This is a genomic window from Xenorhabdus budapestensis (genome assembly GCF_002632465.1).
Taxonomy (GTDB): Bacteria; Pseudomonadota; Gammaproteobacteria; order Enterobacterales; family Enterobacteriaceae; genus Xenorhabdus; species Xenorhabdus budapestensis.
In genome coordinates this window covers 118,562-133,090 of the sequence record NZ_NIBS01000002.1, presented here as the reverse complement: position 1 = coordinate 133,090, position 14,529 = coordinate 118,562, and the positions used below count along the sequence as shown (strand labels likewise).

Below are 14,529 nucleotides of genomic sequence, written 5' to 3'. Positions count from 1 at the left end.
TCAATGAAATAAATACGATTGTTAGCTGAATGTAAAAGTTGAATTTTAAAGTTTCCATGAGAAGCGCTAAAGGGGTTAACGTGACCTGTTTTCATAAGGGAGTCTTGTCAGCATTTAGCTGGTGAATGGCACAGTCATTAACCCGACGATCGAAAAAAGAAAATAGAGGATGGTATTGAAAAATATCGTATAAAAGCAAAAACGTCACAGAAAAAACTAAAAGATAAATACAAATATGACATTCAGAAAACAAAAATAATCGATGAATACGATATTTTATCAGAGGTGATAGAGGTGGATAATGGAAACAAAAACTGAACGAAATGTATTTAAAATGTTGATCAATGAAATAGTACTACAAATTATGGATATTAACGAAATCCTTAGTAAATTATTAAGTAAAGTGCGTATCTTGTCTTGTTTTTCGTTGATATAATATTCCATAATCGCTGATAAAATGAATGGTTAAAGTTAACAGCAATAAATATGGTTTGGTGGTAAACGTTATTGTTTAGTGACTTTAATCACATTTTTTCTTGGAAAACAATAGTTTTTCAAAATATGCTAGACGCGATTAATAGTACTTTCAAACTTAACCAAAACAGGAAGTTATTATGGCGAATATGATCTATTTAACCTTGCAGGGAAACAAACAAGGGTTGATTTCACAAGGTTGTTCTTCGATTGAGTCCATCGGCAATAAATATCAGGCTGGTCATGAAGATGAAATCTTTGTATTGAATCTGCATCATTCTATTCATAGAGAACAAAATGTTAACCATAGTCCAATTGTATTTGTAAAGCCACAAGATAAATCATCGCCGTTATTAATGATGGCAATTTCAAATAATGAAAGTTTGAATCTGAAATTTGATTTTTATCGCACTTCACAATTAGGATCTCAGGAACTCTATTATTCAATTGAATGTCGTGATGCAACAATCATTGAATTGTCACCAAACTATCCGCACAGTATTAACCATTCGGAATCACAACCAGAAGAAATTGTTTCTATTAAATATAAAGATATTATCTGCCGTCATCATATGGCAGGAACATCTGGATATAGTGTCTGGGAAGAAAGAGTGTATTGATAATTTGCAAAAACGCCGATTATTTAATCGGCGTTTCCTGAATACAGAGCTGCTTAAATATCGGTGAACTCATTAAACCAAAAACAGCGTTGCCAATCCCAAAAAGATAAAGAAACCGCCAGTATCAGTAATTGCAGTAATCATAACACTGGAACCAATCGCAGGATCTCTGCCTAACTTCATCATAATAAAAGGTATCAATACCCCCATTAATGCAGCCATCAGCAGGTTTAGTATCATTGCCATTGTCATTACGCCCCCCATTGCAAGGTCATCATAGAGCACATAAGTGACAATACCCATAATACCTCCCCAAATAACACCATTTATCAGAGCAACACCAAGCTCCCTCAATAAAAGATAAGAGAAACTCCCTGTTTGGATCTGGTGTAGAGCCAGTGCTCGTACGATCATGGTAATAGTCTGGTTACCGGTATTGCCCCCGATGCCCGCCACAATAGGCATTAAAGTGGCAAGAGCGACGAGTTGGGAAATAGTATGTTCAAACAGGCCGATAACACGTGAAGCGACAAACGCTGTGCACAGATTAATAGCGAGCCAAGTCCAGCGGGTTTTTACTGCCTGTCCAACTGGCGCGAAGACATCTTCTTCACGGCTCAAGCCGCCCATACGTCGGATATTGGTATCCGTCTCTTCGCTTAAAGTATCAACGATATCTTCGACAGTCAGGCGCCCCATCAAACGCCCGTTACTGTCCACTACCGCAGCAGAAATCAAGTCGTAACGTTCGAACGCACTGGCAGCATCTTCGCCTTTTTGCTCAGGCAGAAAAGTGACGGTATCTATGTTCATCACCTCAGCTACAAGTTTATCCGGTGCATTGGTTAGCAAAGTCGTAAGTAGAAGTTCTCCCTGAAGGCGATTTTTGCGATCAATGACAAAGATTTTATCCGTTGTTTCCGGAATAGAGCCGCGGGAACGTAGGAAACGCTGAACAGTACCGAGTGTGACATTGCCTCGTACTGTCACAAATTCGAAATCCATCATCTGGCCGATACTGTCCTTATGGTACTGCAATACTTCCCGGATGCGGTTACGCTGGCTGGGTTCCAGATAGGTCAGTAAACGGCGTGTTGTATCCCGGGGAAGGTGTTCAGCAATATAAGCCTGTTCATCTACGTGCAGTGTTCCGATTGCTCTGAGCAGTTCCAGATCAGACATGTCTTTGATTAAGTTATCCCAGACTGGAATCGAGGTTTCCACCAGCACTTCACCACGCTGGTTATTATCAATGAGCCGCCATAAAGCAAGACGTTCATCATAAGGTAATGCTTCCAGAATATCGGCAATATCTGCTGCATGCAGATTGGTCAGAAGGGATTTGACTTTTTCAATCTTCCCTAATAATTGGTCATCGCTAATTTTTGCATGTGCATCAGCTTGTCCCAATAACGAATCAACGAATAGCTTATCGTCAATGAGCAGCGAAAACAGGTTCTGGCGAATTAGAGCCAGCTTTTGGGAATGTTGACTGGTGACATTCCCATTATCAGATTTAAAGGCTGGTTGTAACATAGTCTACCTTGAATTTGTGCAAATAGTTTTGCAAAAATCTGTACAAAGCTACTCGGTTTGGGGGGATATAGTGCTATTTTGTCTTAGAATTGCCATTTTGTTCCATCATATTTTGCTGTTTTTGCTGATGATGTTTCAACGCCGCAATAGATGATTCCTCTTGGATATGTAAGTGCCAACCCGTCACATCACCCCAGTAAACCTGTTCTTTCTCTAAGTCTAACTGAATCAGTACATTCTGAACTAGATAGTTTTTGGGAAGGTAAAGTGTCCAGTGACCATGATCTGTTTCCAGCTTTAAAGATTCAGGTGTCGTCGTGGATTGGCGTTGATTATTCAGCAAGGTTGCTAATCTCAATATCTGGAGCATCGGAAGATATTGCTTTTTCTTGAACAGATAGAAACGGGGATGTTCATGAACTTTAATTGCTTTGCGGTGATAGCGAACCAATGTTGCCAACAATAATTGCTGTTCTTGATTAAAGCCGGGTAAGTCAGTGTGTTGCAGGATATAGGCAGAATGCCGCTGTAAACCATTCAGGTTGATGCTTAAGCCAACTTCATGAAGCATCGCTGCCCAGAGCAGAATGGCTTCCAATTGTGGTTGTACTCGTTTCGGATTTTGTGCCGCCCATTGGTCATAAAGTGTTTTGGCTGTGTCCCAGACGCGACTGGCTTGTTCCCTGTCAATGTTGTAGTGTTCAGCGAGGCTTTTGGCTGTTCTTTGACGAATATCCTGATGGCGGAAGCGATCTTCCATTTCGTAAAGAACACCTTCACGTAATGCTCCGTCAGACAAACGTAATTCCTGAATATGCAGGGCATCAAATATGCCGCACAGAATAGCCAGACCCGGAACAAAAGTTTGTTTGCGATCTTCGGATAAACCGGGTAAATCCAGAGAGTTGAAGTTTTTGTATTTTAATACCTGTTTCACCAGCATATGGAGGCGCTCTGGTGTAATCAGGCCATCTTTTTCACCAAATTCGATCAGTGATTCATGAACTGCTTTGATAGTCCCCGATGCTCCCAAAGCAAAATCCCAACCTTTTGTGCGGAATTGCCAGATGAGATTTTCTAGTTTTTGTTCTGCCTGAAGTCTTGCTCTATGGAAATTATGCTCATTTACTACGCCACTAGGAAAAAACTGACGGGAAAAACTTACACATCCCATACGGCGGCTTTCAATTAATAGAGGTTCGAAGTCCTCACCAATGACCAACTCGGTGGAACCACCACCAATATCAATCACCAGCTTACGCCCTTTTTCAGGTTGAGTATGTTCTACCCCCATGAAGATCAAACGGGCTTCTTCATGACCGGAAATAATTTCAATTGGATAAGGAATAACTTCTTTGGCTCGTTTCAGAAACTCTTCCGCATTAATTGCTTCCCGTAGACTATGAGTACCTACAAGGCAGACATTTTCCGCAGAGAAACCCTGCAACCGCTCAGCAAATAATGACAGGCAGTCAAGACCGCGACTGATAGCTTCTTCACTTAACTCATTTTTATTATTCAGTCCATCAGCAAGGTAAACCCGTTTTTTTAGACGCCCTATAACTTGTAATGCGCCATTTACAATACGGGCGATAACCATATGAAAACTGTTAGAGCCAAGGTCAATGGTTGCAATTTCCAGCGGCTTAGGCGTTGGTTTATCGTGTTTCAACGGCATAAATTAGGCTCTTGGTTCCGGTTGTTCCAGGTTTTTCAGATAATCATAAATGGCAGTTTGTGCGCGGATTTTACGCTTATTTCCCCGTGGCACATAGCGGTTGCTCAGTTCTTTATCAATATAGCGTGCCTTAACCGTATCGTTAAACTGGAGTTCTAAGATATCCAACACTCGTTGTTTTAACAGGGGATCTAACAAACAAACCGCGACTTCAATACGATAATCAATATTCCGGGTCATCCAGTCTGCGGAAGAGAGGAAAACTTTTTCATCCCCTTTATTGGTGAAAACATAAACCCGATCATGCTCAAGGAAACGATCTACAATACTGGTGACCTGAATATTCTCACTAAAACTGGGTTGATTGGGAACCAGAGAACACATGCCGCGGATCAGAAGACGCACTTTGACGCCCGCTTCGGAGGCATCATACAGGCGATCCACCAATTCTCTATCTACCAGGTTGTTTATTTTTAAGGTAATGCCTGCAATTTCTCCCTCTTTGGCATTTTCGATTTCTTGAGTAATTAACTTATTGAGCATTGCACGTGAATTTTGGGGCGATACCATTAAATTCTCAAATGTTACAGGGCGATAAGGGTTTTCAATAAAGTTAAATACACGACGTACTTCATTGGTGACTTCTGGCTTGGCTGTTAGCAGGGAATAGTCGGTATATAAGCGAGCCGTTTTTTCATTGAAATTTCCTGTACCGATATGGGCATAGCGGATAATTTCATCGCCTTCAAGGCGTGAAATGATAAACAGCTTAGCGTGAATTTTCAGACCCGGAGCAGAGAAAATCACATGCACGCCTGCTTCAGTCAAGCGTTTTGCCCAGTGGATGTTGGCCTCTTCATCAAATCGTGCCTGTAACTCGACTACTACCGTCACTTTTTTACCGTTGTGAGCAGCATGGATCATAGAATCAATAATGCGTGAGTCTTTAGCTACACGATAGATATTGATTTTTATCGATAATACACTTGGATCGAATGATGCCTGCCGCAGTAATTCCAGTACATGCTCGAAAGTGTGATAAGGGTAATAGAGCAAAACATCTTGTTCACGGATAGCATCAAAACCGTTGCGGAAATGATCGAACCAGGTATGGCGTAAGCGTGGCATGGGTTTATTCAGAAGGGTTCGGTTTCCTTCATTGGGAAATTTGATGAAATCTTTGAAGTTGTGATAACGGCCACCAGCAATGACAGAGTCATCATTAGACAACCCTAACTTACTGCGTAATAGTTCTACCATTTCATCCGGCATATCTCGCTGATAAACAAAGCGGACAGGCTCGGCTGTTAACCGTTGCTTCAGGGTTGAAGACATCAATTCCAACAAACTGGACTCCATTTCCGTTGCCAAATCGTATTCAGAATCACGGGTCATTTTCATGGAGTAAACGTTCAGTGTATCGTAATCAAAAAAACCTTTGAAAATTTCATCCAGTGTGTAACGTAAAATGTTATCAAGTAAAATCATTGATTTGCGTTTTTTTGGCATTTCTGGTGGCAGATTAACAAAACGGGGAACTTTGTCTGCTGGAATTTCCAACAGGGCATATTTTGTTTCTTGTCCCCGAATAATTTCCACGGCCAAATAGGTGTAATCATCTTTCAAAAATTCAACCAGATTCGTCTCTGGATTGATAACGATAGGTGTAATATGCGGACGCAAATGTTGCCGGAAATATTGCCGCAACCAGATTTGTTGATTGGGAGATATCTGCCGTTCATTGATCAAGAAAATCTGGTTGCGTGCCATTTCCAATAGTAAATCGTTATAGAGTTCATCAAACTCCTGATCGATTTTGGCTACTTTAGACTGGATCTTTTTGAATAATTGCCGGGCGCTGGTTGCAGAACCCCGTTCTTCGCTAATAAGAATACGACGTTTTACATCAGCGAAACGAACTTTATAAAACTCATCCAGATTATTGGAGTAGATCCCTAGAAACCTCATTCTTTCAATAAGTGGATTGCTTTTGTCAGCCGCTTCCTGAAGTACACGTTCATTGAAAGAGAGCCAACTGAGTTCTTTTTCTGTATAGAGGCGGTCGTGGGACATTACTACTCCATTTGGTCCATTTATTGGGTTAACAATTTTGCTTTTTACTCTGAGAATGACGAATTTTGTTAGCAAAATAGTGATGTTGGAAAGTGCACATCCGAATAGCAGTATGATAAGAGCCGTTTACGAAAAATTCATCGATTAATTCACCTTCTGTATAAAACCCTAACTTATTGTATATATGAATTGCTTTTTCGTTCTCTTTATCAACGATTAAATAGAGTTTGTAGAGATTGAGTACAGAAAATGCGTACTCCATCGCAAGTTTAACTGTCTCAGTTGCATAGCCTTGCCCTTGATAAGCCGGTGCAATAATAATCTGAAATTCGGCACGGCGATGGATATAATCAATTTCCACCAACTCAACCAAGCCGACTTTAGCGTTCATGCTCTCTATAATAAAACGGCGTTCACTTTGGTCATGAATATGTTTGTCATAGAGATCGCATAATTCAACAAAAGCCTCATAAGGCTCTTCAAACCAATAGCGCATGACACTGGCATTGTTATCAAGCTGGTGGACGAAAGGGAGATCTTCCCGTTCGAGGGGGCGTAAGTTTACGGGTGGATTTTCAGAACCACTGGACATTGGATACCTCAGTGTTTTTACGATAAGGGCCGATTTTGTTTTGGTCTATACGAAATGATATACGGATAGTTAATTAATACTAGATATCCGCGTCGCCTTTTTAAGTTGCAGCTTGTGGGTTAGCACTATAAATATAGAAAAGAACGAAATATAGAAAAAGAACTTTCCGAAATAATAACTTACAGCAAAGTGTCTGGTTAATTTTCATTATTTTAACATGATTAACTTTAATACATTAGCCTTAAAACGTATTAATCTTAATGCATTGACTTTACATGCTAACCTGAACACATTAATTCTGAACACAATGCTGTAATCGTTCCAATAATATTGGTTATTCTGAAGCATAACCTTGTGGCGGCAATATCTTGCCATCCATAATGGCGATATTGTCATCCATTCTCAGACGCTCATTCAGGAACCAGCCGATGACCAGCGGATAGATATTATGCTCCTGAGTTTGAACACGTCTGATAACATCTTCTTCCTGATCACCTGCAAAAATTGGTACTTTAGCCTGCAAGACAATGGGACCACCATCAAGTTCTTCAGTCACAAAGTGGACAGAAGTACCGTGCTCCTGATCCCCATTTTCTATTGCTTTACGATGGGTATGCAAACCGGGATATTTCGGTAGCAGGGAAGGGTGAATATTAATCAGGCGTCCGCGATAATGCTGTACAAAACCAGGTGATAATATTCTCATATAACCCGCTAAAACGACCAAATCGGGCTGGTATCGATCAAGAGCTGTGAGCAGGGCTAAATCATAATCCGCACGATTTGAATACTCTTTCGGATTGAGAAAATGCGTGGGAATACCCGCGTATTCTGCCCGTTGCAGGCCATAAGCATTGGCATTATTGCTGAATACTGCACAGACTTGCCCATTAATCCGGTTTTGTTGGCAGGCATCAATAATAGATTGTAGGTTACTGCCATTACCAGAAATTAATACCACAATTTTTTTCATAGGATGACTTTCTATTGACTGGCTTTCTGTTAACTAATAACGACTTGCTGTTCGCTGTGACCAAGTTCAGCAATGCTGCCGATTTGCCACGCATTTTCACCCGCTGCGTTTAGCCACTCAATTGCCTGTTTTGCCTGAGATTGTGGTAAAGCAATTATCATACCGACTCCACAGTTGAATGTACGGTACATTTCGTGATCGCTGACATTACCTGCCTGTTGCAACCATTTGAAAATCGCAGGCCACTGCCAGCTAGTACCCTCGATTCTTGCTTGCATATTTTCTGGCAGAACACGGGGAATATTTTCCCAGAAGCCGCCACCTGTCAGATGAGAAATCGCGTGGATCTCAACATTCTCAATTAATTCAAGTAATGGTTTGACATAAATACGGGTCGGGGCAAGTAAATGATCAGCTAATGGCTTATCATCCAGTTTGGTTGTCTCAGGATTGGTCTGACTGACTTCAAGGATTTTGCGAATTAATGAATAGCCATTAGAATGTGGCCCGCTGGATGCTAATGCAATTAGTGCATCGCCGACCTGAACTTGACTACCATCAATGATTTCTGATTTTTCAACTACGCCGACACAAAAACCAGCAACGTCGTAATCTTCTCCATGATACATGCCGGGCATTTCGGCTGTTTCTCCACCGACCAGTGCACAACCAGCTTGTTTACAGCCTTCTGCAATGCCGGTGATGACACTGGATGCTGTGTCAACATCCAATTTACCTGTCGCATAATAATCAAGGAAGAACAGAGGTTCAGCACCTTGAACAACCAGATCATTAACACACATGGCGACCAAATCAATTCCGATAGTATCGTGACGTTTCAGATCCATTGCCAGACGCAGTTTAGTACCAACGCCATCTGTACCGGAAACTAAAATAGGTTCACGATATTTTTGTGGCAGGGCACATAATGCGCCGAATCCTCCCAATCCCCCCATCACTTCAGGGCGTCGAGTCTGTTTCACAACCCCTTTGATACGATTGACTAAGGCATTACCAGCATCAATGTCGACACCAGCATCTTTATAGCTAAGAGAGGTTTTATTGGTCACTGCGTAGCTCCCAGGCGATTGCATTTGAATGAATAAAACAGAACGGCGATAATTCTAACAGTCTAGGCAAACGTTTGCGATAGCTTTCTGTAGGTTATTACGGATAAAAAAGATAGAAGAAAAATACTTGTGGTTGCTAAAAATCAATAGATGGATAGTGGCACGATATCAAAAAGGAGGTATAATCCCGCGATTTTTTTATCTGCCAGCTATATACAGTAGGAGAAACCCATGAAGATCGTTGAGGTTAAACACCCACTCGTTAAACATAAACTGGGCCTGATGCGCGACCATGATATAAGCACTAAGCGTTTTCGTGAACTGGCCTCAGAAGTGGGAAACCTTCTGACATATGAAGCAACTGCTGATTTAGAAACTGAGAAAGTGACCATTGATGGATGGTGTGGTCCGGTAGAAATAGATCAGATCAAAGGAAAAAAAATCACAGTAGTGCCTATCTTGCGTGCAGGTTTGGGAATGATGGATGGCGTTTTGGAAAATATTCCAAGTGCCCGTATCAGTGTTGTCGGTGTTTATCGTGATGAGAAAACATTTGAGCCTGTGCCTTATTTCCAAAAACTGGTTTCTGACATTAATGAGCGTATGGCGCTGGTTGTTGATCCGATGTTGGCAACAGGCGGTTCTATGATTGCTACGATTGATCTGCTGAAAAAAGCAGGTTGCCCTGTTATTAAGGTATTGGTTTTGGTTGCTGCACCAGAAGGCGTTGCAGCGCTGGAGAAGGCTCATCCTGATGTTGAGTTATATACCGCGTCTATTGATGAACGTCTTAATGAACATGGGTATATTGTTCCTGGCCTGGGGGATGCAGGCGATAAGATATTTGGTACAAAATAATATTTATAGAATAATAAAATTATAAGCTAATTTATATCTGCTTCTCATATTTTAAGTTTTGTGTCATAAAAACTGACTATACTAAAGATATCAGATGTTTTTTCTATATGATTCAATTTCACTTATTTATTTAGTATCAATAAAGATAAAGTAGAGAATAAAATGAAAAATACCAATATTATTACTTTATATATAGATGAACCTTTGATTACAGCGTTTTATACTGAACTTGCTAAATTTCATATAGAAGTTGATCCAGTAACATCTCATTCAGAGACATTCAACATTATTAAACCTACTCTCACTTTTCTTAAAGATAATTTAAGCTACCTTGATAGTATAAGAAGAGCACTCATTGCACTTTTGGGTGGTCGTAACCTAAAAATATCTATAGTTAAAAGTGATGGCAGCTCTATATTTATTGAGGGTGATTTAGATAAAAATGAAGTCACTGAACTTTTGAAAGAAACTAATGCTTTGATAATTTCTACATCCAATAAAGAAAAGTAAATCATTAGAGAAAACAGTTCAGTGAAACTCATATTCATTAGGGAAAGAGCTATTTTTGCTATCATCCAAATGTCAATAAAGATCCTAACTAAAAAATAAAACATTACCAGCGTATGTTGTCAACCGGGTTTTACCCGGAAAAGTCAAGATTAACAATAATTCTCATTCTAAGAAGAGTATTCATTTCATTTGCTATCGTTTTTTGTGATAGACTTGGTTTTTATGGTAGGCTTAGTGCTGTTCGTTATCCATTCCGTTTGAGGTGCTTCTGAATACATCGGCGCAGCTTTCATTGCCCTTATATTTGCCTGATGATGAAACATTTGCCAGTTTTTTTGCAGGTGAGAATACGTCTTTATTAGCAGCCATAAAATTGGCTATTAGTCAGTCACATGGCAGTTATATCTATTTTTGGTCCCGCGATGGTGGGGGCAAGAGTCATTTACTCCATGCAGCTTGTGCCGAATTATCCCAACAAGGAGAGGCTGTAGGGTATGTACCATTAGATAAACGTGCTTATTTTGTTCCGGAAGTTCTTGATGGAATGGAGCATTTATCATTGGTGTGTATTGACAATGTGGAATTTATCGCAGGTGATCAGGTATGGGAAATGGCTATTTTTAATCTCTATAACCGCATTGTAGAGATTGGCCGAACCTGTCTTTTGATCACCGGAGATCGTCCTCCCCGGCAAATTAACTTAACGTTACCAGATTTGGCATCTCGTTTGGATTGGGGGCAGATCTACAAATTGCAGCCGTTGTCTGATGATGAAAAAATTCAGGCATTGCAATTGCGGGCGAAGCTACGGGGATTTGAATTACCTGAAGATGTGGGCCGTTTTGTGTTAAAACGACTTGATAGGGAAATGCAAACACTATTTAGGACGTTAGATGAGCTTGACCGTGCTTCTATTGTGGCTCAACGTAAACTCACGATCCCGTTTGTAAAAGATATTCTTGACCTTTAACAAGTCGGGTCAGGAAGTAAAGAATGAAAAAGTGATAGAGGTATTTCCCTATCACTTTTTTGTATATGCCAAAATAATTAATTGCCTAAAATTTCTTTAACTTGTTCTGGCGGGCGTCCTAAGCGTGCCTTATTTCCTACCACAACAATTGGTCGCTCTATGAGTTTAGGGTTCTCGGACATTGCCTGAAGTAAGGCTTCCTGTGATAGTTCATTATTATCAAGCCTCAGTTCTTTATAGAGTGCTTCTTTAGTTCGCATTAACTGACGGGCATCGTTGAAACCCAGCTTTTTTAATAAAATAGCAAGTTGTTCTGCTGTTGGAGGTGTATCGAGATAATGAATGATTTCTGGTGTATTCCCGAGGTCTTCAATTAACTTAAGCGTTTCCCTACTTTTTGAACAGCGGGGATTATGGTAAAAAATAATATCTTGCATGTAAAAAAACCTCATTTCTCATATTGGCTATAACGTTGTTGCAGTTGGCGTAACTGATCAATGCGGGCATCGTAGCGGGCTTGATCATAACTATTTAATTTTACCAATGCACTGGCCTGGCTGAGATAATTTATAGCCATATCAAACTGTCCTTTTAATGCCATGGTTTCTGCATAAGCTGCCAGTTCAGTACTGCGTTTTCCTTGTTTACCTGCCGCTTCTGCCATTAATGACCAACCCGTTAAATCATCAGGATGATTGAAGGTATATTGGAATAGCTGTTGTGAAGCCTTTGGATATTGTTTAGCTTGAATATAGACATTAGCGAGCTTGATTTGTAGTACCGGATCATTTTTATGTTTTTGAAGAGCTTGTTGTAAGCGGGTAATAGCTTGCGCATACTGTGATTGTTCAATATCAATATTTGTCATGGCGCCGATAAACCATATATTATCTGGTTGCTCATTCAGTAATGGAGTCAGTATTGTTCTGGCTTCAGTATACTTTTTATTTTGGATTAGTAAGAGAACTCGTCCGTAAGAAGCGGCAATTTTTTCTTTTGGTGTTCCTTGGCTATATTTGTTCAGAAACTCTTCTGTATAGGGATATTGTGCAGAAGATAGTGTTGTAGACTTTATTGTCAGAATACGTACGCGAGCAAGCAGATAATCCTGTGATTCTGGGATAGATTTTTTGGGGTATTGATTGGCTCTATTGCGGGCATCAGCTAAGCGGTTGTCAGGCAGTGGATGGGTATATAACATTTCTGGTAGCTTAGAGCTGTACCGGGATTGATCTCCTAGAGTTTGCATGAAATTGGGCATTCCATAAGGATCAAATCCGGCTTGGCTTAATATTCGCATACCTATACGGTCTGCTTCCTGTTCGTTTTCACGAGTAAAGCTGATTATGCCTTGTGTAAAACCAGCCAGAGTACCACTTAATGCCGCCATTCCTGCTTGTGGATTAGCCATTAGCAGTAAGATAGAACCTAATGTTCCAGCCCATGCCAGCGGTGATTTTCGTTGGATATCTTCCATCCGGCGGGCTAAATGACGCTGAGTGACATGGGCGATTTCATGAGCCATGACAGACGCTAATTCGCTTTCATTTCGGCTATAACGGAACAGGGCTGAGTGTAGTACAACATTGCCACCGAAAATAGCATACGCATTAATGTTAGGGTTATTGACGATATAAAAATGAAAAGGCGTTTTGACCGCATCTGCGTGATTTACTAACCGCTGGCCTAGCTTATTGATGTATTTTGTTAATAGTGGATCATAAATCAGCGGGGTTTCAGCACGTATTTGGCGGATATAGAAATCCCCTAGTTCTATTTCTTGATTGATACTGAGTGTAGATCCTGCTGTTGTACCAATATCTGGTAATGAATCTGCAACAGGTGCGGAAAGAGCCGGAGTATTACCAAATAGTGTCAGACTAACCAATATCGCTATCAGAGATCTTTTAGTAGACGTTTTTTTCATAAAGCGATTCTCATAAAAGCACTTCTAATAAAAACACTATGTCCAGTTAGCTATCATTTTCGGGATACGTGTATGATAGGAAAGGGTAACTTAAAATCGGTCAGTTGTAAGCAATTTCGGTAAAATAATTGTTAAGTATTGTTATCAGGGAGTTTTGTTTATGTTGGATATGATCATGCAATGGTATCGTCGCCGTTTTGCTGATCCACAAATTGCTGCATTATCATTCATTTTGTTAGCAGGGTTTGGCATCATTTATTTTTTTAATGGTATTTTGGCACCAGTTCTTGCCGCAATTGTACTGGCGTATTTACTGGAATGGCCAACGGTAAAACTGGAAAAATTAGGGTGTAGCCGTTCACTTTCTGTGACTATTGTATTAACCATTTTTATGGGGATTAGCGCCCTGATTATCCTAATTGTTGCCCCAACAGTTTGGCAACAGGGTGTGAATCTGTTTTCTGATTTGCCAAATATGATTAACCATTTTAATGAGTATGCCCATACTTTGCCCTCCCGTTATCCCGCTCTGGTTGATGCTGGTATCATTGAAATGTTTGCAGAAAATCTGCGTGGCAAGCTTTCCTTAGCGGGAGAATCTGTGGTTAAGTTTTCCGTGGCATCCTTGATTGGGCTGTTAACTCTTTCTATTTACCTGATTATTGTTCCTTTTATGGTGTTTTTCCTGTTGAAAGATAAAAATAAGATGGTTGCAGCACTACAAAGTATATTGCCGCGTAATCACGGTTTAGCCGGGAAGGTATGGCGTGAAATGAATCAACAGATTACGAATTATATCCGTGGAAAAGTGATGGAAATGGTTATCCTGACCATTTGTACTTACGCGGTATTTGCTTTCTTTAAATTGCATTATTCGATGCTACTTGCTGTACTTGTTGGTTTGTCCGTGTTAATTCCCTATGTAGGTACAGTGATCGTCACTATTCCTGTCATTATAGTTGCGTTATTCCAATGGGGTTTCGGAACAGATTTTTGGACACTATTTATCGCTTACTTGGTTGTACAAGGGTTAGACGGAAACCTGCTTGTACCTATTCTGTTTTCGGAAGCAGTAAACCTCCATCCACTGGTTATTATCCTTTCTGTCATTATTTTTGGTGGGTTATGGGGATTCTGGGGCGTTTTTTTTGCTATCCCATTGGCGACTCTGATCAAAGCGGTCATTAATGTTTGGCCAGAAGAAAAAGCAGAAGAATAGCCATAGCGAACCGCGATAGTGCTGAAAAA

13 protein-coding genes are annotated in these 14,529 nt (G+C 40.4%); 5 read left to right on the top strand and 8 right to left on the bottom strand.

Annotated features, from left to right (window positions below; genetic code table 11):
- Positions 1–614 precede the first annotated feature (614 nt).
- Entirely contained in the window at positions 615–1,094 is a 480-nt protein-coding gene (locus tag Xbud_RS03320; protein ID WP_099134736.1) for an Hcp family type VI secretion system effector, read from the top strand.
- A gap of 72 nt (positions 1,095–1,166) precedes the next feature.
- Here Xbud_RS03320 and mgtE read toward each other — a convergent pair whose 3' ends face one another.
- The 6 genes from mgtE to purM form a co-directional block, all read right to left on the bottom strand.
- Positions 1,167–2,630: a magnesium transporter gene (mgtE, locus tag Xbud_RS03315; RefSeq protein ID WP_099134735.1), complete on the bottom strand. Its 1,464-nt coding sequence runs from the start codon at positions 2,628–2,630 to the stop codon at positions 1,167–1,169.
- A 73-nt stretch (positions 2,631–2,703) separates the two neighbouring features.
- Entirely contained in the window at positions 2,704–4,308 is a 1,605-nt protein-coding gene (gene ppx / locus Xbud_RS03310; RefSeq protein WP_099134734.1) for an exopolyphosphatase, read from the bottom strand.
- A 3-nt stretch (positions 4,309–4,311) separates the two neighbouring features.
- Positions 4,312–6,381 (bottom strand): polyphosphate kinase 1, encoded by a 2,070-nt coding sequence (gene ppk1, locus Xbud_RS03305; RefSeq protein ID WP_099134733.1) that lies wholly within the window; start codon positions 6,379–6,381, stop codon positions 4,312–4,314.
- Positions 6,382–6,409: 28 nt separating this feature from the next.
- Positions 6,410–6,973, bottom strand: coding sequence for a spermidine N1-acetyltransferase (gene speG, locus Xbud_RS03300; RefSeq protein ID WP_099134732.1), 564 nt, complete (start codon positions 6,971–6,973; stop codon positions 6,410–6,412).
- Between the two features lie 334 nt (positions 6,974–7,307).
- On the bottom strand, positions 7,308–7,946 hold the full coding sequence (purN, locus tag Xbud_RS03295; RefSeq protein ID WP_099134731.1) for a phosphoribosylglycinamide formyltransferase: 639 nt from the start codon (positions 7,944–7,946) through the stop codon (positions 7,308–7,310).
- A gap of 29 nt (positions 7,947–7,975) precedes the next feature.
- Complete coding sequence (gene purM, locus Xbud_RS03290; protein WP_099134730.1) at positions 7,976–9,016, bottom strand: phosphoribosylformylglycinamidine cyclo-ligase; 1,041 nt, start codon at positions 9,014–9,016, stop codon at positions 7,976–7,978.
- Positions 9,017–9,247: 231 nt separating this feature from the next.
- Between purM and upp the strand changes: the two genes are divergently transcribed.
- The 3 genes from upp (at position 9,248) to hda (ending at position 11,354) form a co-directional block, all read left to right on the top strand.
- On the top strand, positions 9,248–9,874 hold the full coding sequence (gene upp / locus Xbud_RS03285; protein ID WP_038269806.1) for a uracil phosphoribosyltransferase: 627 nt from the start codon (positions 9,248–9,250) through the stop codon (positions 9,872–9,874).
- Between the two features lie 162 nt (positions 9,875–10,036).
- On the top strand, positions 10,037–10,384 hold the full coding sequence (locus tag Xbud_RS03280) for a hypothetical protein (protein WP_099134729.1): 348 nt from the start codon (positions 10,037–10,039) through the stop codon (positions 10,382–10,384).
- Between the two features lie 262 nt (positions 10,385–10,646).
- Positions 10,647–11,354 carry a DnaA inactivator Hda gene (gene hda / locus Xbud_RS03275; protein ID WP_169923019.1) on the top strand — a complete coding sequence of 236 codons (708 nt, stop codon included), beginning with the start codon at positions 10,647–10,649 and terminating at the stop codon, positions 11,352–11,354.
- Positions 11,355–11,431: 77 nt separating this feature from the next.
- On the opposite strand, the gene arsC is transcribed toward hda, so the two are convergent.
- Both arsC and bepA read right to left on the bottom strand, forming a co-directional pair.
- Positions 11,432–11,791 (bottom strand): arsenate reductase (glutaredoxin), encoded by a 360-nt coding sequence (gene arsC, locus Xbud_RS03270; protein ID WP_099134727.1) that lies wholly within the window; start codon positions 11,789–11,791, stop codon positions 11,432–11,434.
- An 11-nt stretch (positions 11,792–11,802) separates the two neighbouring features.
- Complete coding sequence (gene bepA / locus Xbud_RS03265; RefSeq protein WP_099134726.1) at positions 11,803–13,281, bottom strand: beta-barrel assembly-enhancing protease; 1,479 nt, start codon at positions 13,279–13,281, stop codon at positions 11,803–11,805.
- A 160-nt stretch (positions 13,282–13,441) separates the two neighbouring features.
- Between bepA and Xbud_RS03260 the strand changes: the two genes are divergently transcribed.
- Positions 13,442–14,500, top strand: a complete 1,059-nt coding sequence (locus Xbud_RS03260) for an AI-2E family transporter (RefSeq protein ID WP_099134725.1) — start codon at positions 13,442–13,444, stop codon at positions 14,498–14,500.
- Positions 14,501–14,529: the final 29 nt, after the last annotated feature.

What these genes read in the sequence shown, in the direction of transcription:
- bepA (WP_099134726.1), bottom strand. Translation starts at nt 13,281, where the DNA reads ATGAAAAAAACGTCTACTAAAAGATCTCTGATAGCGATATTGGTTAGT.
- ppk1 (WP_099134733.1), bottom strand. Translation starts at nt 6,381, where the DNA reads ATGTCCCACGACCGCCTCTATACAGAAAAAGAACTCAGTTGGCTCTCT.
- mgtE (WP_099134735.1), bottom strand. Translation starts at nt 2,630, where the DNA reads ATGTTACAACCAGCCTTTAAATCTGATAATGGGAATGTCACCAGTCAA.
- Xbud_RS03260 (WP_099134725.1), top strand. Translation starts at nt 13,442, where the DNA reads ATGTTGGATATGATCATGCAATGGTATCGTCGCCGTTTTGCTGATCCA.
- upp (WP_038269806.1), top strand. Translation starts at nt 9,248, where the DNA reads ATGAAGATCGTTGAGGTTAAACACCCACTCGTTAAACATAAACTGGGC.
- purN (WP_099134731.1), bottom strand. Translation starts at nt 7,946, where the DNA reads ATGAAAAAAATTGTGGTATTAATTTCTGGTAATGGCAGTAACCTACAA.
- arsC (WP_099134727.1), bottom strand. Translation starts at nt 11,791, where the DNA reads ATGCAAGATATTATTTTTTACCATAATCCCCGCTGTTCAAAAAGTAGG.
- ppx (WP_099134734.1), bottom strand. Translation starts at nt 4,308, where the DNA reads ATGCCGTTGAAACACGATAAACCAACGCCTAAGCCGCTGGAAATTGCA.
- Xbud_RS03280 (WP_099134729.1), top strand. Translation starts at nt 10,037, where the DNA reads ATGAAAAATACCAATATTATTACTTTATATATAGATGAACCTTTGATT.
- speG (WP_099134732.1), bottom strand. Translation starts at nt 6,973, where the DNA reads ATGTCCAGTGGTTCTGAAAATCCACCCGTAAACTTACGCCCCCTCGAA.
- Xbud_RS03320 (WP_099134736.1), top strand. Translation starts at nt 615, where the DNA reads ATGGCGAATATGATCTATTTAACCTTGCAGGGAAACAAACAAGGGTTG.